This window comes from Paraglaciecola arctica (genome assembly GCF_018861065.1).
Lineage (GTDB): Bacteria > Pseudomonadota > Gammaproteobacteria > Enterobacterales > Alteromonadaceae > Paraglaciecola > Paraglaciecola arctica_B.
Genome location: NZ_JAHKQO010000048.1, coordinates 144,402 through 166,891, shown reverse-complemented (window position 1 = coordinate 166,891; position 22,490 = coordinate 144,402). Strand labels below are relative to the sequence as shown.

At 41.3% G+C, this 22,490-nt stretch carries 19 protein-coding genes; 7 read left to right on the top strand and 12 right to left on the bottom strand.

Translation table 11 applies throughout. The features are described from left to right. Positions 1–547: 547 nt before the first annotated feature. Positions 548–937 carry a RidA family protein gene (locus KO534_RS21445; RefSeq protein WP_215933139.1) on the top strand — a complete coding sequence of 130 codons (390 nt, stop codon included), beginning with the start codon at positions 548–550 and terminating at the stop codon, positions 935–937. Positions 938–1,011: 74 nt separating this feature from the next. Then, complete coding sequence (locus tag KO534_RS21440; protein WP_215933136.1) at positions 1,012–1,656, top strand: LysE family translocator; 645 nt, start codon at positions 1,012–1,014, stop codon at positions 1,654–1,656. 423 nt (positions 1,657–2,079) lie between these two features. Here KO534_RS21440 and KO534_RS21435 read toward each other — a convergent pair whose 3' ends face one another. From KO534_RS21435 to KO534_RS21395, 9 genes are all read right to left on the bottom strand, one after another. Beyond that, the gene (locus KO534_RS21435; protein ID WP_215933134.1) at positions 2,080–4,974 is read right to left on the bottom strand and encodes a TonB-dependent receptor; all 2,895 of its coding nucleotides are present in this window, start codon (positions 4,972–4,974) and stop codon (positions 2,080–2,082) included. A gap of 375 nt (positions 4,975–5,349) precedes the next feature. Further along, positions 5,350–6,648, bottom strand: a complete 1,299-nt coding sequence (locus KO534_RS21430) for an adenylosuccinate synthase (protein WP_215933131.1) — start codon at positions 6,646–6,648, stop codon at positions 5,350–5,352. Between the two features lie 120 nt (positions 6,649–6,768). Next, positions 6,769–6,963: a DUF2065 domain-containing protein gene (locus KO534_RS21425; RefSeq protein ID WP_252732343.1), complete on the bottom strand. Its 195-nt coding sequence runs from the start codon at positions 6,961–6,963 to the stop codon at positions 6,769–6,771. Between the two features lie 68 nt (positions 6,964–7,031). Beyond that, positions 7,032–7,757 carry a response regulator transcription factor gene (locus tag KO534_RS21420; protein WP_215933128.1) on the bottom strand — a complete coding sequence of 242 codons (726 nt, stop codon included), beginning with the start codon at positions 7,755–7,757 and terminating at the stop codon, positions 7,032–7,034. Positions 7,758–7,846: 89 nt separating this feature from the next. After that, the gene (locus tag KO534_RS21415) at positions 7,847–8,584 is read right to left on the bottom strand and encodes a spondin domain-containing protein (RefSeq protein ID WP_215933125.1); all 738 of its coding nucleotides are present in this window, start codon (positions 8,582–8,584) and stop codon (positions 7,847–7,849) included. Positions 8,585–8,594: 10 nt separating this feature from the next. After that, positions 8,595–9,293 carry a spondin domain-containing protein gene (locus KO534_RS21410; RefSeq protein WP_215933123.1) on the bottom strand — a complete coding sequence of 233 codons (699 nt, stop codon included), beginning with the start codon at positions 9,291–9,293 and terminating at the stop codon, positions 8,595–8,597. Between the two features lie 286 nt (positions 9,294–9,579). Next, positions 9,580–10,542: an N-acetylglucosamine kinase gene (locus KO534_RS21405; protein WP_215933121.1), complete on the bottom strand. Its 963-nt coding sequence runs from the start codon at positions 10,540–10,542 to the stop codon at positions 9,580–9,582. A gap of 31 nt (positions 10,543–10,573) precedes the next feature. Then, positions 10,574–11,725 carry an SIS domain-containing protein gene (locus tag KO534_RS21400; protein WP_215933119.1) on the bottom strand — a complete coding sequence of 384 codons (1,152 nt, stop codon included), beginning with the start codon at positions 11,723–11,725 and terminating at the stop codon, positions 10,574–10,576. Positions 11,726–11,745: 20 nt separating this feature from the next. Then, positions 11,746–13,032, bottom strand: a complete 1,287-nt coding sequence (locus tag KO534_RS21395; RefSeq protein WP_252732342.1) for a D-tagatose-bisphosphate aldolase, class II, non-catalytic subunit — start codon at positions 13,030–13,032, stop codon at positions 11,746–11,748. 278 nt (positions 13,033–13,310) lie between these two features. Here KO534_RS21395 and KO534_RS21390 point away from each other — a divergent pair, with 278 nt between their 5' ends. The 5 genes from KO534_RS21390 (at position 13,311) to agaR (ending at position 20,900) form a co-directional block, all read left to right on the top strand. After that, positions 13,311–16,052 carry a TonB-dependent receptor gene (locus tag KO534_RS21390; protein ID WP_215933117.1) on the top strand — a complete coding sequence of 914 codons (2,742 nt, stop codon included), beginning with the start codon at positions 13,311–13,313 and terminating at the stop codon, positions 16,050–16,052. A gap of 176 nt (positions 16,053–16,228) precedes the next feature. Continuing rightward, entirely contained in the window at positions 16,229–17,119 is an 891-nt protein-coding gene (locus tag KO534_RS21385) for a DMT family transporter (protein WP_215933115.1), read from the top strand. Positions 17,120–17,381: 262 nt separating this feature from the next. Beyond that, a complete protein-coding gene (locus KO534_RS21380) occupies positions 17,382–19,505 on the top strand; it encodes a glycoside hydrolase family 36 protein (protein ID WP_215933113.1) in 2,124 nt (707 codons plus the stop codon). Position 19,506: 1 nt separating this feature from the next. Beyond that, complete coding sequence (locus tag KO534_RS21375; RefSeq protein ID WP_252732341.1) at positions 19,507–20,019, top strand: TlpA family protein disulfide reductase; 513 nt, start codon at positions 19,507–19,509, stop codon at positions 20,017–20,019. A gap of 104 nt (positions 20,020–20,123) precedes the next feature. After that, positions 20,124–20,900, top strand: a complete 777-nt coding sequence (agaR, locus tag KO534_RS21370; protein ID WP_215933111.1) for a transcriptional repressor AgaR — start codon at positions 20,124–20,126, stop codon at positions 20,898–20,900. A 2-nt stretch (positions 20,901–20,902) separates the two neighbouring features. Here agaR and KO534_RS21365 read toward each other — a convergent pair whose 3' ends face one another. The 3 genes from KO534_RS21365 to KO534_RS21355 form a co-directional block, all read right to left on the bottom strand. Next, on the bottom strand, positions 20,903–21,433 hold the full coding sequence (locus KO534_RS21365) for a DUF3750 domain-containing protein (protein WP_215933109.1): 531 nt from the start codon (positions 21,431–21,433) through the stop codon (positions 20,903–20,905). A gap of 62 nt (positions 21,434–21,495) precedes the next feature. Further along, complete coding sequence (locus tag KO534_RS21360) at positions 21,496–21,897, bottom strand: Dabb family protein (protein ID WP_215933107.1); 402 nt, start codon at positions 21,895–21,897, stop codon at positions 21,496–21,498. A 97-nt stretch (positions 21,898–21,994) separates the two neighbouring features. Then, entirely contained in the window at positions 21,995–22,471 is a 477-nt protein-coding gene (locus KO534_RS21355) for a nuclear transport factor 2 family protein (RefSeq protein ID WP_252732340.1), read from the bottom strand. Positions 22,472–22,490: the final 19 nt, after the last annotated feature.

Below are 22,490 nucleotides of genomic sequence, written 5' to 3'. Positions count from 1 at the left end.
CTTAAGTGAACAGCATTAAAGCTCATGGAGTCTCATTCATTTGCCGCCGCCGCGCAACACCAATGTGTTTGTATAAACATTTTCCGATGGTTGAATAAGACATAGAATGGCGTAGAGGCTAAGACAAACACTTTACAAGAGTTTGAGCAGTTAACCAGGTGATGGTTAACTGCTTTTTCGTTTCTCAAACAATTTATTGGCAAACAAATTGAGTTATAGAAGTAAAGACTGATAGTCGACTTGGGAGATAAGCGGACTTTTTCTTTTGTTATGCTTAAGACGACAGATCCGACAAAGAATACATAGGGTGTTTGTTGAACCTTACGGCAATAGCTACCCAAAAACGCTCTTCAAACGTAATCGAGGATATTACTTAGACTTCTCGGTAATATCCTAAAGAATGGACAAATATAGTGCACTTAATGCTTTGCAACTAATTGATTATTGGTTAGGTTAGAGTAATTAATTGGCGTAGAAGCCTTGGATTTTACTGAGCCTTTTACATAATGAGCGGTTAGATGCTCATACACTTAGAGGAACATGCAAAATGGCAATTGAAAAGAAAACTTATCGAAGTGGACCGTTCAAGGATTTCATTGCTCAAGGTACTCAAGTTGGAAATATTCTTTACATGGCAGGACAAGTAGGAATAGATAGGAACGGTTCGGTTCCATTAGACATTGCCGAACAAACAGCTATTGCTTATTCAAATATGAAGGATGTCTTGTCACAGTTCGGGGCGGATATGAGCAATATCGTTGATGAAACCTTCTTCGTTACTAATATGAACGAATTGATGGGAAACGTTGAAACCGTTTATGGACAAAGGGAATCTGCATATGGCGGTATGCCTGAAGTTAGTCAAACTGTTGTACAAGTAGCGGCACTTGTTCAGCCTGAACTCAAAATTGAAATTAAATGTATTGCTCATCTTTAGATAGGGCAGGTAGTGCCGCTTAATTCAGCGTTAGTTTTTAGTAAATTTTTGCACCCACCAAAGAGGAAATATAAGTGATAGATCTATTTTCATTATTAAGTATCGGTCTTGCATTTTTCGTTATCGCTGTTTCACCTGGACCCGCAAACATTTCTAATGCAACCATAGCAATGAGTAAAGGGAGAATAACTAGTTTAATTTATGGTGCTGGGCTTTCTACTGGTTTAGTTTTTTGGGGAGTTATTGCTGCAAGTGGCATGGGGGCTGTTCTTCAAAATTCCATTTATTTACTAATGGCACTGAAGATTTTCGGTGGCCTATACCTATTAAGACTTGCTTACCTTTCTGCTAAAGAAACTATGAAGTCTAATTCATCTAACATTGAAATGATTGATGAAAATGTTTCAGGTAAAAGCTGGTTTTTTCGTGGTGTTATTATGAATATTTCTAACCCAAAAACAGTAATCGCATGGATGGCTGCGCTTTCTGTAGGGTTGGGTTCAAATGATGGAATCCTTTCTCTTGTTTCAGGTTTACTCGTTTGTATGATTGTCGGATTTGCTACAAATGCTATGTATTCAATTTGTTTCTCATATCGTGGCGTTATGAACTGGTATCTACGAGCAAGTCGATGGATAAATGGTATTGCTTCATTTTTATTTGCTATTGCAGGTGTTGGGCTACTTCGTTCAGCCTTTAATCGTAGTTCCGTGTCGTAGTAAAAACTAATCGGGTAGCCGAAGGACTCTAACCTCCAGTTCCCACAACACCCTGCATGCGACTCCACAGAGCGCCTTTCATTTAGCATTTTTTAACAAGCCACCCATAATAATTTTTAAGACCAAACTCGGCCTAAATATCCATTTTAATTGTGTCTGTCTTTATAAAAAGTTCTGCAAAGTGTTTACGACTTATGGCAAACAAGAAAGGAGCAAAATCGTTGCTTATTTCTCCATATAACTTTGGGTTATCTAACTCTCGCCTTGAGGGGATGCCACCTCTAGAAACGTAAAAATAAAAGAATAAAAGCTCAGGTTAATTTTTCGGTTTCTCAACACGAAAAAAAGGGGTCAATAACAATTAACCCCTTGATGTTTTCAAAGTAAGAAATGAAGCTTTACTTCACCCTTAAGCTACTTTGATTAAAACTTATATCGCACGCCCGCTTTTGCAGTTCTGCCCCATTCGGCATAGCTGCCTGGTAAGTCAGTTGTGCCGTTATAACCATGCCAGCCTTCGTCTAATAAGTTATCTAACTGGGCATACACCTCTAGGCCTTCAGCAACGTAGAAGGTGGCCGAGGCAGATGACCAGGTAGTTGGGTCTGCTTTACCTTTATAAGTGTCGGTGACACTGCCATCTTCGGCAAACACATTTAGTGGAGACCAATGGCTAGTGACAAACGATTCGGTGTGGTACGCCGAAAGGTTCAGGCTCATCTTGTCGCTGTTATACATCAAACTAAGTGAGTAAGAGGTGTCTGGGATGTTTTCTAAAACCCCGACCGAAAAACCACTGACAATGGATTCAGTATCGATATAGGTATAATTAGATACTATGCCAAATCCTGAATCAAAGAAGTGTTGCAAAGCAAATTCATAACCTAAAATTTTGGCTTGGTCTAAGTTTCTCGGCCCAGCAATAGTAAAGGCTACTTCTTCATAGGTACCTGATGGTGCCCAACGTATTGGGTTTTCAACAAGATAAGTGGGCTTTTCTTCTGGATTGGCTTCAAAAAGGTCTATACCAGATTGAACAAAGCCTCGAATGTCTTTTTGAAAGATTGCCGCACTTACCGAAGAACCTTCTTTGTAATACCACTCTATCGATAAGTCTGCTTGCTCAGCTGTGACTGGGCTTAAGCCTGGATCCCCAATTTTGGTGATATACCATTGGTTGTATGTAAGAGAGTCATGATCGACTTGGGTTGATAACTGGTCTATACCCGGTCTGGACATCACTTCAGCATAGGACAAACGTACCACTAGCTCTTCAGAAAACTCGAACTGTAAATTCATCGACGGCAATAACTCGTCATAATCGTTTTCGATTTCGATCGCCACTGTCGGTCCGTAATCAACTACCGATGCCCATATTGTTTGCGGTGCTTCAGACACACTTAAAATAGGTGAATCATAACCTGACGACGTGACATCAGTTTGCACATACCTTAAGCCAATATTACCCGAGATATTCATATTATCTAGTTCTAGGCTAAAGTTGCTTTGTGCATACAAGGACACAGTTTCTTCCTCGACCGAACCTGACAAATTAGAGTTAAATACCGGAAATAACGCATCCGAATATCCAGCAACATAAGGTTCGCCTGTTAGCGGGTTTATGACATTGGGGTTGCCGTCGGCCGACTTAATGGCTTCAAACGCTTTTGCTACATCAAAAACGGTAAATTCTCGAGGGAAGTCTCCACTTACGCCATCTAAGAAATTATCAAACGGGAAGGCTTGTACAACGTCAGCGTCGACATCATCCCAAGTAAAAGGGGCACCACTATATAACGACATGTTGGCCCTGTTGTCATATTGTTCCCGATCTTTGGTACGCTTGTTGTATACCACTCCGTATTCAACACTATCTAAAACAGCCATATCCAAAAATATTTCGTGGCCTAGTGAAGCGCCAATGACTTGATCATCAATATCAATGCCTTCTAATCGAGTAAAGTGCGGTCCAAATTGGCCGTTTCCAACAATATCACTCACTTGGGTGATACCACCTTCATTATCAGCAAAATCTAAGGTGATACTTGGTAACCCACCATCTGTTAATTCCATTCTTGCTGTTGTTTCACCAGCAACGACAGGGACAGATACGACAAACCTATCTTTACCTCCTGCTTCACGAGTAGCGGTAGACATGTAAATGTCGCCTGTAAGTACTGAGTTATCAGTGACGTTATAGGTAAAGTTTGCTCCTAAATTGACTGTATCGACTACGCGATGCTCTTCAAGCGTCACCAACTGTGGAACTAAATTTTGTACTGTAATACCTGTAACCAGTGTGCCTAAAGGGTTTAGCTCAGTCTTGATGCCGCCATAGGTAGCGTCAGAACCACTGGCGATAACATCTGGGAAAAAATAGGACTCTGTGTAACCTTTGCTCGGCGTGTCTAATCGTGTCCATAACGCATCGATTACAATATCAAGATCATTGTTAGGCCGATATTGGAAAGCGGCCGAGACCGCAGTACGCTCTTTGTTTTCTTCACGAGCAGTGTACGCAATAGTACCAGGGAAAATAAGTTCGTCATCCGCTGGGTCATTGGTGAGCCCGTCACCATTGCGGTCCCAAGACCAGTTGGTACTGGTAGAAGGTTCCCACCAGTTATCTGACAATTCGTCAGTTCGTGTTGGTGCTCTGCTATATAAGGCAGACACTAAAATTCCCATAGTATTGTCATTAAACGTATGACTACCTACACTGGTTAACTTGTAGCCGAATTTGTCAGCCTGTTCACCATATATTCCTTCTGCGCCAAAAGAGCCGTGTGTACCAGGGTTGTCGAACGGTCTTGCAGTTTTAAGATTAATGGCGCCACCAATACTGCCTTCTAATTGAGAAGCGGTGACTGATTTATGTACCCAAGCTTCAGAGATGACTGACGAAGGCAACACATCAAAGGCAAAGTCACGGCTTGAAGAGTCAGTGGCCATAATTCGATTATTAATAGTAACGATACTAAATTCCGGCCCCAAACCACGAATACTCACACCTTGGCCTTCGCCACCAGAGGTTCGATCAATTGTGACACCAGTAATATGTGATAACGAATCCGCTACGTTAGCGTCTGGAAAGACCCCTAATTCAGAAGCGGTTATGCCGTCGACTATAGAATCACTTTGGCGTTTTATGTCCAATGCCTTAATAAGGCTTCGTTTTGTAGAAGAAACCGTAATAACTTCAACGTCGTCTTCTGGATCAACTTCTGGCTCGACTTGAGCTGCAGCATAAATATTTGCCGAACAACAAAGCAAACTGATCGCTAATGTTAATTTTGTTTTATTAAATTTTTCGTTCATGTTCTCACCGCTGGCTTTATTTTATTTTTATGTTGGAACTTTTGTACCAAAAACCAACAATGAAATCAAATGAAATATTAAACTTATTCAAAATCAAGTGAAATAAAATGAAATCATACAAATCGATTTTTTGTGTTTCTTTGATGTTATTTCGCGCATAAAACAAACACCGCATTTCATTTGAAGCATTAGAATAAAACTATAGAACCATGCTTGAGTGACTATCTATAGGCGCTTCAACGCCTCATAGTGGTATAACAATAAAGCAAGGTTTAGATGAATAGGGCGGCGGAACTTAAGAAAGTGACTTTGATCAACCAATAAAAAAGGCCGCAAAAAGCAGCCTTATAAAAACATCAACAATAAATTGAAGAATTAAACCTCGAACGGATGTCGTAAAACAATTGTCTCGTTTCTTTCAGGGCCCGTTGAAATAATATCAATCGGCACTTCTAAAAGTTCTTCAAGGCGCTTGATATAATTTTTAGCCGCTTCAGGCAACTCATCATACACTGTCACACCAAATGAGTTTTCACTCCAACCTGGCATGCTTTCATACACTGGCGTAATCAATTCGTACCCATCAGCCGCCATTGGAGGCACATCACTGATATTGCCTTGGGCATCTTTATAACCGGTACAAATACTTAAACTTTCTAAGCCATCCAATACATCTAACTTAGTTAAGCAAAAACCTGTAATAGAATTAATTTGTACTGCTCGCTTCATCGCTACGGCATCAAACCAACCAGTGCGGCGCTTGCGGCCAGTAGTCGCGCCAAATTCATGTCCTTTTACCCCAAGATGTTGACCTACTTCACAGTCTAACTCAGTAGGGAAAGGGCCAGAACCCACACGAGTGGTATAGGCTTTAACAATACCTAATACATAATCCAAGTTAAGTGGACCAAAACCAGCACCAGTGGCAACACCACCAACAGTGGTATTAGAAGACGTCACATAAGGGTAAGTACCATGATCAATATCTAATAAGGTACCTTGAGCACCTTCAAACATAATAGCGTCACCGCGTAAACGTGCTTTATCTAATACATCGGTCACATCCACAACCATAGCTTTTAAGATATCAGCCACAGCTAATGCATCAGCCAATACTTTTTCATAACTAACAGTCTCAACTTTATAGTAGTTGGTTAGCATAAAGTTATGGTATTCGAGAATTTCTTTTAACTTGACGGCAAAGTCTTGAGGATTAAATAAGTCACCTACACGTAAACCGCGGCGCGAGACTTTATCTTCATAAGCCGGTCCAATACCGCGACCAGTAGTGCCAATAGCTTTTTTGCCGCGGGCTTTTTCTCGCGCCACATCGAGTTCGACATGATAAGGAAGAATAAGTGGGCAAGCTTCGCTAATTCTTAGGCGATCTTTAACCGGAACACCACGGGCTTCTAGCATCGCGGTTTCTTCAAGTAACGCTTCAGGACTTAACACTACACCATTGCCAATTACGCACGTTACGTTTTCGCGTAAGATTCCCGAAGGAATAAGGTGTAAGACGGTTTTTTCACCATCTATCACAAGTGTATGACCAGCGTTGTGGCCACCTTGATAACGCACTACATAAGTTGCTTGATCTGTGAGTAAATCAACAACCTTACCTTTACCCTCATCACCCCATTGGGTGCCGAGTACAACAACATTTTTAGCCATGAATAAGACGGGAGTCATAAAATTAGGCGGGGATTCTAACAAAAAACAATCTGCATCTAAATAGCAAAATTGCGCAGCTTATAATCAATTTTAAAGCATCGATAAAAGACGAGTCTAAAATCAAAGCAAATAAATTAAACTGACCACACCAATAGTCACTAAAACCCCGCCCAAAGAACGTAATTGATTAACCGGTTGCTGCGAAATTTGCGATAAATATCTTTGCCACTTATTAGCAAATAACATTGGGCCTAAACCTTCGATAATTAACACTAATGCCATTGCCATGAATATCACTTCGCCAAACGAATACATTTAATTTACCTAAAATTTAAAGACTGGTAGATAGGATAATACGACAGCGGGTTTAGGCAAAACTAAGTTTAAAGTGGCTCTACCCCTAGCGGGTTAAACTTATATCCCACCCCCCAAACAGTCTGCACAATTTGTGGTGAGGTGGCATCTTGTTCGATTTTGGCCCGTAATCTATTAATATGTGAGTTTACGGTATGCTCATAACCACTATGATGATAACCCCATACTGATTCGAGTAATTGGCTGCGACTAAAAACCTGGTTGGGATGGCTTGCTAGATGATGCAGTAATTCAAATTCTGTAGCGGTCAGTTCGAGCTCATTTTCTTGAAAAATGACTTGATGATTTTTTTGGTTTATATGTAAAGCACCAATCACTAACGCACTAGTGTTATCTATAACGTCTGCACTATTGACCGCTTGTAATACATGTACTTTTCGTAATTGTGAGCGCACTCTAGCCTGCAATTCACGCACACTAAACGGCTTAGTAACGTAGTCGTCAGCACCTAACTCTAATCCTAGCACTCTGTCCGTTTCAGAATTTTTTGCCGTCAACATAATAATCGCTTGAGTAGGTTTTTGCTCCCGTACTTGTCGGCAAATATCTAGGCCACTTACTCCTGGTAACATTACGTCTAGAATGAGCAAAGAAAAGTCACTCTCTAGAGCCATATTTAATGCTTGATCACCCTGCTCTTGCACAGTGGTCACTACCCCTAACTCCTGCAGATTAACACGAATAAGTTCCGCTATATCTCGGTCGTCTTCAACCAATAAAACACTGTCAGACATGTCATTTATTCCTAGTTAGGCTAAAGCAAAAAACGCTCAACCATTAATTAATTGAGCGTTTTAAAATTCAAACTTCTGAAAGCTTAAATTTACTCAATACGAGTAACCATAATGCGTAGTGCTGGGTTGTCGAACTTATGCTGAATTGTCAAAACGGAGTCACTTAATCCATCATCAACTGTAACCACTCCTGGGTGCATGGCAACATATCCAGTATCTATTCTAATGGCGTTAAAACCTTCGCCTCCATCAGCAGGACCCGGAATGCTTCCCACAGCTTCAGTATTGACCTCTGTACCCGCATCATAAACACCAGCAGTAGCAGTCCAGCTATCTCCAACTGCAAAGTCACTTAGGTCTAGAGCATCAAGACCGCTAAAAGCGTCATTTGTATTCACCAACATAGTCACGACAGACAATTTAGCTGTGGTCACATCTTCAATAGTGACACTAATGGTTTCGCTAGCGCCTGGCGCAATGGCGCCTGCACCTGTAGCGGATGCTTCGCCTAGTGCTAACAAACCCGCATTCATGCCGCCTTCAGCCAACTTTTCTAGGTCTACCGAAGGGACTTCTCCCACTGAAAATAAATGTCCGTTAGCATGTAACACAACTGCCACCGGAGACAAAGGTTGAGCGTTAGTTAAATTGGTAACTGTTACCTCATAGCTCACATCAACCGGTTCAGGAACCGGTGCCGGCACCTCAACTATTACTTCGACCTCTTTGATAACTTCAACTTCGTCATCACTACAAGCACTTAATAGGATAGGCATACCCACTAATATAGCGAGTCGCTTTTTGGTTAGCTTTAAACGTTTAATCATGACAGTCTCCTTAGTTAACGGTAACTGTGACTTTAGCCACTGGATTTAACCAGCGATGAATAGAGTTAGTTACGTCACTGCTACCACCAGCTGCATCATCATCACCAATGTTGCCTGGATGAATATGTACGTTAGTGTTACTACTCTCAGCTGTTACGCCACTACCACCGGTTCCTAAAGTTAAGAAAGGTGGAGCTGGCATACCTGGGGTACCTGGCGCACCACCGCCCACTATTTCGTCATTTGCTTCAGTTCCTGCGTCGTAAGCATTCAGGTATACGGTGTAAGTTCCCGCTTCTGTTGGAATACTCCAATTATCTAAACCAATAAAACCATCGTTTGAAGGCAGAATCATTGCAACAACTGATAACACTGAATTACCGTCTGCCGTTGTAAAGGTGCCTGACACTGATTCGGTTGGCCCCAATGGTCCGGCCGTTGGCTCTGCCAATACATCAGCACCAATTGAAGTCGCTATTGTTGTTAATCCAGCTAAGCTGCCGCCTTCAGCCATTTCTTGGATCTCTGGGCTAGCTTGTTCACCTAGCTCAAAAAGGCTAGCGTCTGGCGTATGAGCTACCGCAGCAATAGGTGTGAAATACATTCCTTGGGTAAGGTTTTGAATGGTAATAGATACATCTGCTGCGACTGTTTGGCTACTGGCGAAAACCAAAGCGCTGGCGGCGCAGATTTTAGTAAATTTGTTCATATTATTCCTCGCAATAAGTTAATTTGACGTTGCGAGAAAGAGTTTGATTAAAAGTTATCGCGAAAGTATCACGAAAGGAATACGAATTTATAAAGATCTAGCACTTATCATTTAGTTACTGCGCAACATCTAATCTCTGCATAAAGTTAAATAAAGCGAATAAAAACTAAGGTTTAAAAAAGGGTGTAACCATTGTTACACCCAAGGCACTACACACATAAAACTTGTCGATTGCCATTCATTGATTTTTACCGCTTCGGCGCGCTGCTCTTCCTTAGTTTTGCTATCACTTATTCGTCAGCTTATGTAAATACTGACTCTGCATTTTATTGCCTGACAGAGAACAAGCGTACAACGCTGCTCCAATTACCGGTGTGTAAAGTGGTGCCGAAACTTCGAAGTTAGGGGAATATTGATGTAAGGCGGCAGTAAATGGCTCTAAGATTATATCCTTTGAACGGAATACCCCTCCTGAGTAAGAAACTTTTACAGACTCGTTTTCTGGAAACTTTAAGGCTTGTTTTGTACTGTTAACAATCCGCGCTAACTCACACCCAGCGTCGCGCATAATCTTAGCCGCTATTTTGTCGCCTTGTTCAACTGCAGTTGTGACCAACTGTGAAAGTGACGCTATACGATTACGTTCTCCTTGCCATTCGCTGAGAACAAGTGCGGTGATATCTAAGTCGTTAACTAAACCTAATTCACGCTTTAGGATGTCATACAAAGGCCCTTTAGGTAAGCGTCCATCGGACATTTTCGAAAACCTATTTAAGCATTTAATACCAATCCAATAAGCTGAACCTTCATCGCTAAACAACTCTCCCCAACCACCACATCGAGCACCTAACTTTTGCCTTTCTCCATAGGCTATAGAGCCGGTACCTGCAACAATATTGATACCGTCTTCCCCTCCTGAAGCTGCAGCCCAGCCATTAACCATATCGTTGTCACAGCGATAAATGTCTTTTGGTAAGATGCCTGCAGGGATCTGCTCAACAATTTTATCAACTTTGCTATCCTCGCCAAAAGCGGGGAGCCCCAAAAAAGCAAAAGTGAGATCTTCTACTTTTTTATTGGCTAGTCTCAGAGTACTAAGGATACCTTGATGAAGCACTCTCTGCGCCCCATCAACACCTACCTGAATATGATAACAAGTAGGCTCTTGATGTTCTGCGAGAATATTTCCATGTTGGTCAACGAGTACAAAAGCTGTTTTTGTACCACCACCATCAACCCCTAAATACATGTCATTTCCCCATCCGAAAATTCATTCCTACTTACAGGGCGTGAATATTCACACCTTGTACTACTCGGTTAATGGTGCCTGATGAGCTAGGGTTATCAGGTGTATTCCCAAGAGCAAGAGAATGTTGCAACGCATAAACCTGCGCGCAGGCAATAAAAGGGAATAATAAAAATACATCATCCGCTTGTTGCATACCCGACAACATAACCGATTCACCTTGTTTAAGAACAGGGTCATCTTGCGCAGTAATTGAGAGTATTTGACCTACTTCACTGTCTCTTTGTAACTCGGCCAACAACTCCAAATCGTATTGACGTGTATAAGGGTCATTCGATACAAAAATAACCACTAATGTATCTTTGTTAACTATCGCTTTAGGACCATGACGAAACCCAAGAGGTGTATCAAAGCTCGATGCTGCTTGGCCATCTGTCAACTCCAAGAGTTTCAGCGCACTTTCCTGAGCAAGCCCCTTTGAGACCCCGCTACCAAGATAAACCACCCTTTGATACTTCTTAATCGCCACACTCTTTAACATCATATTGTAAGTTTCGATTAAGGAGGCGGTGGCCTGCATTGTTAAGGTTAATTGTTTATAAAAATCATCACGTGGACAAAATAAATATGACGCACTGAGTAACATACAGCTGAAACTAGATGTCATAGCGAAACTTTTGTCGTTGGTTTCTTCAGGCATCAACAAAGCTAACTTATTATCACCCGCGCATCGCTGATACAAAGCACCTTGTTCGTTACAGGTGATGGCTAATTGAGAACAATCGCTCAATAACTTTTCAGCGCATTCAAAAGCAGCGACACTTTCTGGGCTGTTACCAGAACGGGCAAAAGACACCAGTAAAGTAGGTACATCTTTCTGGAAATACTCATGGGGATTGGAGACCAAATCCGTGGTAGGTATCGCCTCTACCCTTGCGCCTAAACTTTTCATCATAGCAGGGGCGATGCTAGCTCCTACAAAAGCTGACGTCCCTGCACCGGTTAATATGATGCGTACTCCAGGCTTAGCCAAAACTGGCTTTAGGAAGGAGTCAATTTGAGCCTGGTTATCTTTCAACATTGCATAGGTTTTTGCCCAGGACTCGGGCTGCTGTTGAATTTCCTTGGCAGTCCAATAAGCATCCATCTCGCGCAACGTTGATTCTGAATAATCTAAATATGTCATTACTTTTTGTACTTCCATCGTTATGCGGTTTGGCTTGTATAGCAAGCCGCTGAATATTGTGCCAATACTTCAGAGATCTTATGGAATATTATTCCTCGAGTATCTCGTTCTAACTCTCCATCAACAATAGCTTGGTATTGCGTTGGCATATACTGACTAATAAGCGTAAGTGGCGCCGGAGAGTTATCCAAATTATCAATCAACTTTGTTAAGCTGGCTTCAACTTCTGGTTGCGGCCAGTAATATCGAATACGATCACTTAAACTGTATTGGCAATCCAATGCTTGAGCCTTAGGTTCATCTGAATAATACTTTTTCCAATACACTGGATTATCTTGCATAGCTTGCAACAGTGTTTGTTTCAAATTCGAACAATCAGCTTTATCTATCCATTCTTGCTCAATCATATCCAATGCCCAACATGCTTCACGCAAAGCAAAAGATAACCATGGACCGACCTTTAAAATAGCGAAATGTCCTTTAACCAAAGCAGCTAAATGTTCAGCTGTTTGGTAATCTGTTGAGTGCGCTTCGTAAATCATCAGAGGCTGACTTTCAATGTAATCACTTAACTTCACTGCTTGATCTGGTTTAAATGCAATAACCTTGTGCAGATCAAACTCCACTCCAGGTTGAACAACTAGACCAATAATTCTTGGCCAAACGTCCTCTAGGCCAGCTTTAAAAAACGCTTCCTTATGAATCGAGATAGTTTGCTTAGCAGCATCAACAGAAGTAGGGTGTAACTCGTTTAAGCCCTCATGGGCGCCACCTGGTACTGGTACTTCAGTGCCTATTATATATACTGGCGACTCTCCTCCTACGGTCTGCCAAGTATGCTCAGCAATTTGGCACAATCTTGCGGCTCGTTGCGCAACTAAATCGTCACCAAGAGGCACAGGATCACCCTCGCATGACATAGAGCAATCCAAATGTATTTTTCTAAATCCCGCTTTAATATACTCAGCAATTAGTACATCAGATTTTGCCATAGCTTCTGCCGCGGTTAGATCCTGCCAACAATTTGGCCCTAGATGATCACCACCCAATATGATTCTGCTGTGATTGAGACCTACTTTATCTGCAATAGAAAAAACCAGTGCGCAGAAATCTTTGGGTACTAATCCAGTATAACCACCGTCTTGATTCACTTGATTTGACGTGGCTTCTAACAATAACGTTTCATCATTATTAAGTGCATGGCGCATTGACGCTTCTATCACCAAAGGATGTGAAGAACATACCGAATAAACACCGTTCCCCTCTCCATTTTTATGGCGTTGAACCATCTGTAGTAAAGCGTTCAAATTAAACCCCTCATATTAATCGTGCTTAGGTTTTATTCACATTTAATGCAAATCGAAACAGCACTTCTAAAATCTACCGATATTATGTTTCATTTAATTACTTCCTGTCAACAACTGGTCGAAAAATAACGATAAAAACAAAAAATCGACAGGTTATTTTGTTTCAATTATTGACTTAAGTTTCATTGCTGTTCATTATTTAGCAAGTTTACATCAATTTCTTACAACTAAAAAAAACAAAACTGACATCATAAAGACAACATAAAAAGGTAAACATTATGCATCGGAATTTGGATAGTAAATTTAGAAAGACAGCAGTGACATTTTCTGTTTTAACAGCGCTAAGTACGCCCAACGTACTAGCGCAACAAGCAGATGATGAATCAGAAGTAATCGTCATTACTGGGGTGCGAAGCAGCTTGGCTGAATCCTTAGCCAATAAAAAAGATGCTAAATCTTTGGTTGATTCAATTGCTGCAGAAGAACTTGGTCGCTTTCCTGATGATAACGTTGCCGATTCCCTGTCCCATATCGCTGGTATTACAGTCAGTAGAACCCGTGGTGGCGAAGCTCAATACGTAAACATTCGAGGCCTTGGGCCGGAATTTAGCATAGTCACTCTAAATAATCGCATCCTTGCCACCGATGACGGTGGGCGAAACTTTGCCTTTGACGTTATCCCGTCTGAGATGATCAGTGGTGCAGATGTGTGGAAAACGGTACAAGCCAAAAACATCGAGGGAAGTATTGGTGGCGCGGTTAACCTAAAGTCGGCACGAGCCTTTGATAACCCGGGAATGCAAGGTATTGTATCTGTTACTGGTGACTACAATGACTTATCTGAAGAAGTCGGAAAGAAATTTAATGGCGTCTTTAGTAACACTTTTGCAGACGACACTGTAGGTCTAATTATAGGCTTAAGCTCTTCTTCGGGTAACGAAAGAGCTGATGAAATGTTTGATAATTACGTTTTTGGGGTTAATGACGGAATTAATTATGACGTTAATAAAGACGGTGTAATTAGCTCAAACGAAGAAAATTTAGTGGTACCTGGTTCATACGCTTTAGGCTCTTATGCAACAGACTTTAATCGCACTGGCCTTACCTCCTCTTTACAGTGGCGTCCAAATAACAGACTAGAGATAACCGCAGATGTCATGCTAACCAAATTGGAAGCCGATGCCACAGGATTTACCCAATCCTTTTATATGGTGGATGAAAGCGAGGCACAAAATCGCTTATCAAATATAGTGTTAGACGGAAACGTCATCACTCAAATGGACATTGCCGATGTTAGTATGGAAGTGGTCACCTTAGACGACCATCGCACCGTCGATACCAGCATGTTCGCAGTCACAGCAGAATATATGCTGACTGACGATTTAACTCTTAAAGGCGACATTTACCAGTCAAACTCAGAGCGAGATTCTGGTGGTAAAAACACTTACGTCGTAGCCGGCAACCCAGGTACTCATACAGGTACTTATAAGCTAAACCAGGGTGGACTACCCGATTATATTCCCAACTGGACTGAAGGGCGTTCGTCGGATGATTTTGGTAATGACGATTTTTCGCCACACTGGGCAGCCCGTGACGGAAGCGATATAAAAGATGAAGTTACTGGATATACATTAGATGGCGATTGGCAGTTCGCTCACGAATTTTTAGTAAATGTGGATTTTGGAGTCGCTTTTACTAGCCGTAACAAAACCAATAGCGCCTACGATAACTACACAGACGGAGCCTGTAATTATTGTGGTTATCCTTTCACCTTTGGTGAAGTGGGTGCTAACGTGGTTCTACCCTTCCCATATGACAACTTGTTTGATGGTGAATCTGGCAATATTCCTCGTTCATTTCCCATATTTAGTATCCCAGCTTATGCCTCTGGACTTGCGGCAGCTGATGGCTTGACCCTTACAGATTATAACGGCAATACTCGTACGTTTGGCGCCAACGAATCAGCGCTATGGGAACCTGTATTTAATCCTGTCAATTCTTACGATATTACAGAAGACACCACTGCACTTTATTTTCAGGCTAATTTAGAAGGCGAAAATTGGTATGCTAATGTGGGGGCTAGATGGATTGATACAGAAGTGAGCGCGTCTTATTCATACAATAGTATTTTATCTATAGAAATAGTCGACCCAAATTCATCAAACCCTTCATGGGATGTTGAATACTCAGATAGTTCTGACCAAGCAGCAAAAGGTAGTTACAGCAAACTATTACCTGCTATTAACGCTGGGTACTATATAAAAGAAAACTTGTTATTGAGAGTCGCCGCAGCACAATCACTATCTCGACCAACCCTTGATCAACTAGCCCCGTTAACTACTGACAACGCACAATCTGGTTTATTTACTATGGATATCAGTGGCAACCCAGCCATTGAACCGGTGTTTTCAGACCAAATTGATTTAGCGCTAGAATGGTACTTTGCGGAAAACAGCTTAATCGGCGCATCTATTTTTAGGAAAGATTTAGAAGGTTTTATCACCTCGAATACCACAAATATCGAAATTGCAGGAGAAACCTTTACTGTTACACAACCTATAAATGGGGATTCTGCTGAAGTAACAGGTTTTGAGTTAGTACTACAAAAATTCTTCGAAAACGGATTTGGCGTTACGGCTAGTTATGCCTATACCGATTCAAGCACTATCGTAGACGGGGAAGATGCTGGCGCCTTAACAGGTGTAGCCGACAATTCTTATTCATTATCACTTATCTATGAAAAAGACAAAATCAGTGCTCAGATAGCGCTAGATTATACCGGTGAATTAGTATCAGACCCTTTTAGTCCTTTAGGTGATAGCTACCAGAGCACCATGGAAGAAGTGTCTATGGTTAGTGCATCATTTAACTATAGCTTGACTGATAATGCACAGTTATTTATCGAAGGTAATAACTTATTGGGAGAGTCAAATCGTATCTTCCAAGGACGTAGTGATTTACCTGGTAATATCCAGATATATGGCAGAACCATTAAATTTGGTGCACGTTACAACTTTTAGTCATGGATTTGTCAAGGAGCCCAACAGACACTATTGGGCTCCTTACTTTTATGTCTAGACTTAATTATGTGACACAAAAAAAGTAGTTGTCAGTTGCTAAACCATTGTTGCTAACCAGCAAGCAATTTATGAAATAAGCCTGCAACACAACGATAATAATAAGAGAGAAACCGAATATGCAATCTAAAAAATGGCTAATTTTCGCAATTGTAACAACCCTAGCTTGGGGGCTTTGGGGAGCACTCACCGGTCTATTCGCTAATGACAGTATTCCGTCAACCATGGTGTATGCTATTTGGGCAGTCACTATGATACCGCCTTGTATAATTGCCTTGAAACTTATTGGTTGGAAATTAGAGTATGACACTCGCTCCATCATACTGGGTTGCACTATTGGCCTTTTAGGTTCAGGAGGGCAAATGTTGTTGTTTCAGGCGGTCAATATTGGTCCAGCCTATTTGATATTTCCCATCATTTCTTTGTCACCGATTATTACTATCGCTCTTTCATTCGGTTTATTGCGAGAGCGCACTAGAAAATTAGGGGCTTTAGGCATTGTTTTAGCCCTTGTTGCATTGCCATTATTTGAATACTCACCGGGAGATGGTGAACAAACCGAAGGTATATTATGGTTTGCATTTGCTTTGATAGTGATGACTGCGTGGGGGCTACAGGCGTACTTCATGAAATTTTCGAACAACACTATGAGTGCTGAGAGTATTTTTTTCTACATGACGATTACTGCACTGGCCCTCATCCCTGTTGCTTACGCTATGACTGACTTTAGCCAAGAAATTGATTTCAGCCTAACTGTTATTTCAACCACAGCAGCGATTCAAATTCTTAATGCCATTGGTGCATTGTGTTTGGTATATGCATTTCGATTTGGGAAAGCCATTGTGGTTTCACCATTAACAAATGCTGGCGCACCGCTTATTTCTTCTGTTTTAGTAATAATTTTGATGGGTGTAGTGCCGAGTGATGTGAAAATAGTAGGGATAACGCTAGCCATTATTGCTGCAATTATTCTAGCAATTGAGCCTGAAGAAAAAACTATTGATAAATAACAGTCATCCTAAATGCACAGTACGTTTATTGGTTATTACCGTACTGTGCTTTTCAATGACTGCTTGTTCTCGATAACCTGATTCAGAAAAATGCAGCTAACCAATGCCAAAAAGTCCGGACATTACAACATGCTGGATTTTTAGAAGGTCACTGAAATTGATGCGCATATTCATGCTAGTACCTATAAATGCACAACGATTTTTTGACCTAACAACTCACCCCTATATTCAGATATCAATTATTGTTTTTCATGGAGTTAAAATGAACATTACATTTCAAAACAAGCTAGCACTAGCTTTCTGTGCCATTGGGCTAGCCAGTGGCGTGGTTGGCTACAGCCAAACGATGACCCAAGTCACAGTTACAAATGCAGCGCAACCTGAAGCAGTCTATTCAGTTAAGAATACTCAAATAACGATCGAGTTCGACCACAACCTGCACAGCCGAGTTGTCTCTAATTTAACCGCAGACTCTTCAACACTTGGTGCATTTCAAGCCAGTGAGTACATTTTATTGCAAAGTGGTGAGACTGTGGCAGATTTCGCTTTTGTTAGTGCTAACGAAACCAAAATCGAAACCGAATTAGGTGCGGGCAGTCAATCTGTAATTGTTGGTCAGTCGGATGTTGGTTTACAAAAAACCGCTTCGGTTAGCCGATTTGACCGATACCCTTCAATGTTATTCTTTGAGGTTAAATACAGCAATAAAACTGAACAACCCATCAAAATTACCAAATGGGTAAATAACCACTACACAATAAATAAAGGCCCGGCGATAAACTCTGAACAAGCTGCATTTTGGTCTTATCAAGGCGCCTCTTTCGCAGATCGACGGGATTGGGTTATGCCCTTAGAACCCGGCTTTTATCAGCAAAATTATATGGGTATGAATGCCTCTGATTATGGCAGTGGAACGGCCATATCAGATGTTTGGACTACCGCTGGTGGGATCGCCGTAGGTCACAGTGAAGTCGATCCTAAATTAGTAGCGATACCCGTGAGTTTTCCTGAAAACGTGAATGCTGCGCAACTTCATATCGAACTCGAGAAAACAGTAACGCTAGAGCCAGGAGAGTCGACTGACACGCTAGAAACATTCGTCAATGTGCATCAAGGCGACTACTACGCCACCCTTAAAAATTACCGCAATACTATGGCCGATAAAGGTCTAAAAATAGACGACATACCTGATTCGGCCTACGAATCTATATGGTGTGCTTGGGGTTATGAGCGTGATTTTAGCGTAGATGAAGTATTGGCTACATTACCTAAAGCCAAAGAAATGGGCTTAAAATGGGCAGTACTTGACGATGGTTGGCAAACCGCTGAAGGGGATTGGTATTTGCATCCAGACAAATTTCCGAACGGCGATGCCGATATGCAAGCCTTTGTGAAAGAAATCAACGATCAAGGCTTAAAAGCCAAACTATGGTGGGCACCGTTAGCAGTGGATCCAGGTACAGATTTGTTACACGAACACTCTGACATGTTATTACTCGATGAATGGGGCGCAGTGCATGATGTGACTTGGTGGAATAGTTTTTACTTATGTCCCGCGTATGAAGGCACCTTAAAATATACCAAAGAACTGGTTAAAAAAATGATCGGCACTTGGGGTTACTCAGGGTTAAAAATCGATGGACAGCACTTAAATGGTGTTCCTCCATGTTACAACCCTAAACATAACCACAAGTCTCCCCAGGAATCAGTAGAGAAGCTCGCTGAATTCTGGAAAATGGTCTACGAAACAGCCCTTGAAATCGATAAGGAAGCCGTTGTTGAAATTTGTCCCTGTGGGACTTCATACGCATTTCATAACTTACCCTATATGAACCAAGCTGTAAGCTCAGATCCACTCTCTTCTTGGCAAGTGCGTTTAAAAGGGAAAACCCTAAAAGGATTAATGGGCGAATCTGCTCCCTATTATGGTGATCATGTGGAACTGAGTGACAACGCGAGTGATTTTGCGTCTTCAATGGGAATCGGCGCAGTAGTCGGAACTAAATTCACCATTCCTTCTGAAAATAAAGCGGCCGAAGCCTTTTTATTAAACGCTGAACAAGAAAAAGAATGGACCAAATGGATAAGCCTCTACAATACAAAAATGTTACCTAAAGGGGAATATTTAGGAGAGTTGTACGACATCGGTTTTGACTTACCAGAAGCTCACGCTATCGCAAAAGATGACCGCTTGTATTACGGGTTTTATGCCAAAAATTGGGATAAAACGCTAGAATTAAGAGGTTTGCAGGCAGCCCAATATCAGGTATTTGATTACATCAATAATATCAACCTAGGCACTGTCTCCGGACCAGTTGCCCAAATACCTGCAAAGTTTAACGATTATCTATTGTTGGAGTTAATCCCCGTTGCTAACACACAGTAAAATGATGAAGTTAACAAAACAACTCTTTGGCTTACTGCTGATAATAAACTACTGCTTGTGCGCTCAAACCGCACAAGCAGTAGTAATTAATGATGATGCACCACACTTCACACTTAAGTCACTCCAGGGTGAGCAACAAATTACTTTGTCTCAGTTTAAAGGCAAAGTTGTGTACTTGGATTTTTGGGCCTCTTGGTGCGGGCCGTGTAGACAATCCTTCCCATTCCTTGAACAATTAAAGCAAGAGTATCAACAACAAGGTTTTGAAGTGGTATCGGTGAACTTAGATGAAGATCCACAGCTTGCCACAGATTTTCTTAAACAATTTCCAACTCACTTTATCCATCTAGGCGGTTTCAATACTGACATTGCTGAAAAATATGCAATTGAAGCTATGCCAACCGCTTTTTTTATCGATGCTAAAGGTCGAGTAAGGCTGATTCATAAAGGATTCAATTCTAATCACAAAACTTTTATCAAAGCGGTATTAGAAAAATTGATCGCTGAAAATTGAGACTAATATAAGGCAAAGTGAAACCAATAGTTGTTTAAATGTTTCATTGTGACTATTATCCCCAACATTAGACTCAGACTGAAAGTTAAGAAAAAGGATCATGAATGCGCGATACCAGCCAAAGACGAGTAGAAATTTCTCGGATGCTCAAAGAAAAAGGCAGTGTCCAAGTACCTAGTCTGTCTGAGATGTTCAAGGTTTCCACTGTTACCATCAGAAAAGATTTAAGGTTTTTAGAGAAACAAGGCTTAGCAACACGCTCCTATGGCGGAGCTATGTTAAAAGACAATACCTTGATTGAAACTGAAGTCACTGTTGACGACAAGCAAGTATTACACGCGGCGGAAAAATCTAATATAGGTGCCGTGGCTGCCAATTTAGTGGAAGATGGTGATTCAATCATACTCGATTCAGGGTCTACCACCTTACAAATCGCCTCACATTTGGAAAACAAAGAAAACGTCACTATTGTCACCAATGGTTTGAACATAGTTAACGAACTTGCCCATCGCGAGAAATTGAACGTGATGCTACTAGGGGGTACGTTGCGACGTAAAAGCCAATCCTTTTTTGGCAGCTTAGCTGAAAATACATTACGGGAGCTTCATGTAGACAAACTATTTTTAGGTGTTGATGGTTTTCACATGGAACGCGGCATCACTACTCATTTTGAAGCAGAAGCACTACTCAATAAATTGATGTGCAAAGTGGCGAGTGAAGTCATAGTAGTGACAGACTCATCCAAATTCGGCCATGTTTGTTTACATAAAATTTTGGAGCCTAGTGGAGTAAGAAAAATAGTAACAGATCAAAACATTCCCAAAGACTATCATGAAGGACTACAAAGGCTTGGAATTGAAGTCATTATTGTAGAAATATAGCGTCAGTCAGCATAACCACTGCCTAAAGCTCTGAAAGGCAACTCTAATCCCAATTCGGGTACTTGTAGAGCTATCCATTGCGGAAAAGTGTTGCTATTAGGGCCCGGAAATAATGTGTATTCATTAGCCCAAGGATAACGCGCAACCGCTTCAGAAATCTTCGGGATCAACTGATCCGCTTTATCACCTTGTATCGATAAGAGCTTTTGTGGCTTAGCCCCATACCAATAACGATCTGGCGTTGCGGTTTGATAAATACGCAGCGCTGGTAAGCCACTTTTTACGCGCCAACCAACCACTTCATAAACGGTATAATCTGCCGCATCTTGTGGTTTAACAGCAATCCAAGTATGTACCGCAAACCAACCTCGCCAACTAAATGCATCGGCCGCGTACACTTCTATTACAGCGTGTTTTTCTGTAGTTGGATCCGCTGATATTCCCGCAGGCTCTCTGCTCGCGTCACGCCAATCAGTATTGCTGCAGCTTACAAATAACCCTATGAATAATATAACCACAATGCTCTTATTCAAAATTTACCTCAGCTGATCACATAAACTTATTGCCAATATCAAAGCCTCTATCAAACGACGGGCTACACTGTAATTGAGTCTTTTACCGCTACTTTAGACCACAAATGAGAGCAATTTTCTACAAAAGCTTGGTGAATTGGATGTGCTTGATATTCACTTTGACCAGCTAAATCGTCGAACATCATTAATTCTGATACCTGAAAACTATTATCAACCACATCACGTTTTTCAGTGGTAGCGGGCAAACCTATATGTAGGACCTTTACTGTTGGAACTTGTCTAAGGGTTTGCAATCCTGCGATTAGTTGGTCGCGGTCGGCTTTAGATTCTGGATTTTTCAACCAAAAATATGCGGTATGGATCAGTTGTGTTTTTGTTTCCATTAGTTGCTCCCCTTTCACTGACCCCGCAACAATACTTGCTCCGGTTATAGCCATAAATTGTCTTCTGCTTAATTTACTCATTTTGACTGGCCTCTTTTTTTAGCGTTAAGGTCACCATTATTACTTTTCGCATTTAGGAGTCAAACTTTTTGCAAACGTTTACAGTTATTAATAATCGCTATTCGCTATATTTTCGTATCACGGCGACTTTGCCATCTTCAATTTCTAACACTTCAACTGTGTCATATGAAAGTTGCATGACCTCTCCACTTTGTGGATGTGTACCGCTTGATTGAGTGTGATAGTTAATAACCACAACCTTGTATCCGCTGACCACTGATTTAAGAGTAGCGGTGTACTGAGTATGAGTTCCTAAATAATAAAGCATGCCTTGCAACATCCTGTGTTTGCCTTCGGGTTCCCTAGTCGCATCAGGATCATAGGGTAAATGCTGATGTCCAACATCATTTTTAAGCAAGCTAAGGTAGACCTGAATATCGCTTTCCTTTGCCTGTGGAGATTGTGTCGCTTTCCAAGCGTTAAAATAGTCGCGGGCAAATTTTTCACCATCGAATTCACCAGAATTTGCGGTGGCAGTGATGGTTGCAGTAACAAATAAAACTAACCAACTCATCAATACAATAGTTCTTCTCATTTTAAACTCCCCTATTTCA

Coding starts and splice junctions, on each gene's coding strand:
- KO534_RS21445 (WP_215933139.1), top strand. CDS start 548: ATGGCAATTGAAAAGAAAACTTATCGAAGTGGACCGTTCAAGGATTTC.
- KO534_RS21435 (WP_215933134.1), bottom strand. CDS start 4,974: ATGAACGAAAAATTTAATAAAACAAAATTAACATTAGCGATCAGTTTG.
- KO534_RS21430 (WP_215933131.1), bottom strand. CDS start 6,648: ATGGCTAAAAATGTTGTTGTACTCGGCACCCAATGGGGTGATGAGGGT.
- KO534_RS21425 (WP_252732343.1), bottom strand. CDS start 6,963: ATGTATTCGTTTGGCGAAGTGATATTCATGGCAATGGCATTAGTGTTA.
- KO534_RS21420 (WP_215933128.1), bottom strand. CDS start 7,757: ATGTCTGACAGTGTTTTATTGGTTGAAGACGACCGAGATATAGCGGAA.
- KO534_RS21415 (WP_215933125.1), bottom strand. CDS start 8,584: ATGATTAAACGTTTAAAGCTAACCAAAAAGCGACTCGCTATATTAGTG.
- KO534_RS21410 (WP_215933123.1), bottom strand. CDS start 9,293: ATGAACAAATTTACTAAAATCTGCGCCGCCAGCGCTTTGGTTTTCGCC.
- KO534_RS21405 (WP_215933121.1), bottom strand. CDS start 10,542: ATGTATTTAGGGGTTGATGGTGGTGGTACAAAAACAGCTTTTGTACTC.
- KO534_RS21400 (WP_215933119.1), bottom strand. CDS start 11,725: ATGACATATTTAGATTATTCAGAATCAACGTTGCGCGAGATGGATGCT.
- KO534_RS21390 (WP_215933117.1), top strand. CDS start 13,311: ATGCATCGGAATTTGGATAGTAAATTTAGAAAGACAGCAGTGACATTT.
- KO534_RS21385 (WP_215933115.1), top strand. CDS start 16,229: ATGCAATCTAAAAAATGGCTAATTTTCGCAATTGTAACAACCCTAGCT.
- KO534_RS21380 (WP_215933113.1), top strand. CDS start 17,382: ATGAACATTACATTTCAAAACAAGCTAGCACTAGCTTTCTGTGCCATT.
- KO534_RS21375 (WP_252732341.1), top strand. CDS start 19,507: ATGATGAAGTTAACAAAACAACTCTTTGGCTTACTGCTGATAATAAAC.
- agaR (WP_215933111.1), top strand. CDS start 20,124: ATGCGCGATACCAGCCAAAGACGAGTAGAAATTTCTCGGATGCTCAAA.
- KO534_RS21360 (WP_215933107.1), bottom strand. CDS start 21,897: ATGAGTAAATTAAGCAGAAGACAATTTATGGCTATAACCGGAGCAAGT.
- KO534_RS21355 (WP_252732340.1), bottom strand. CDS start 22,471: ATGAGAAGAACTATTGTATTGATGAGTTGGTTAGTTTTATTTGTTACT.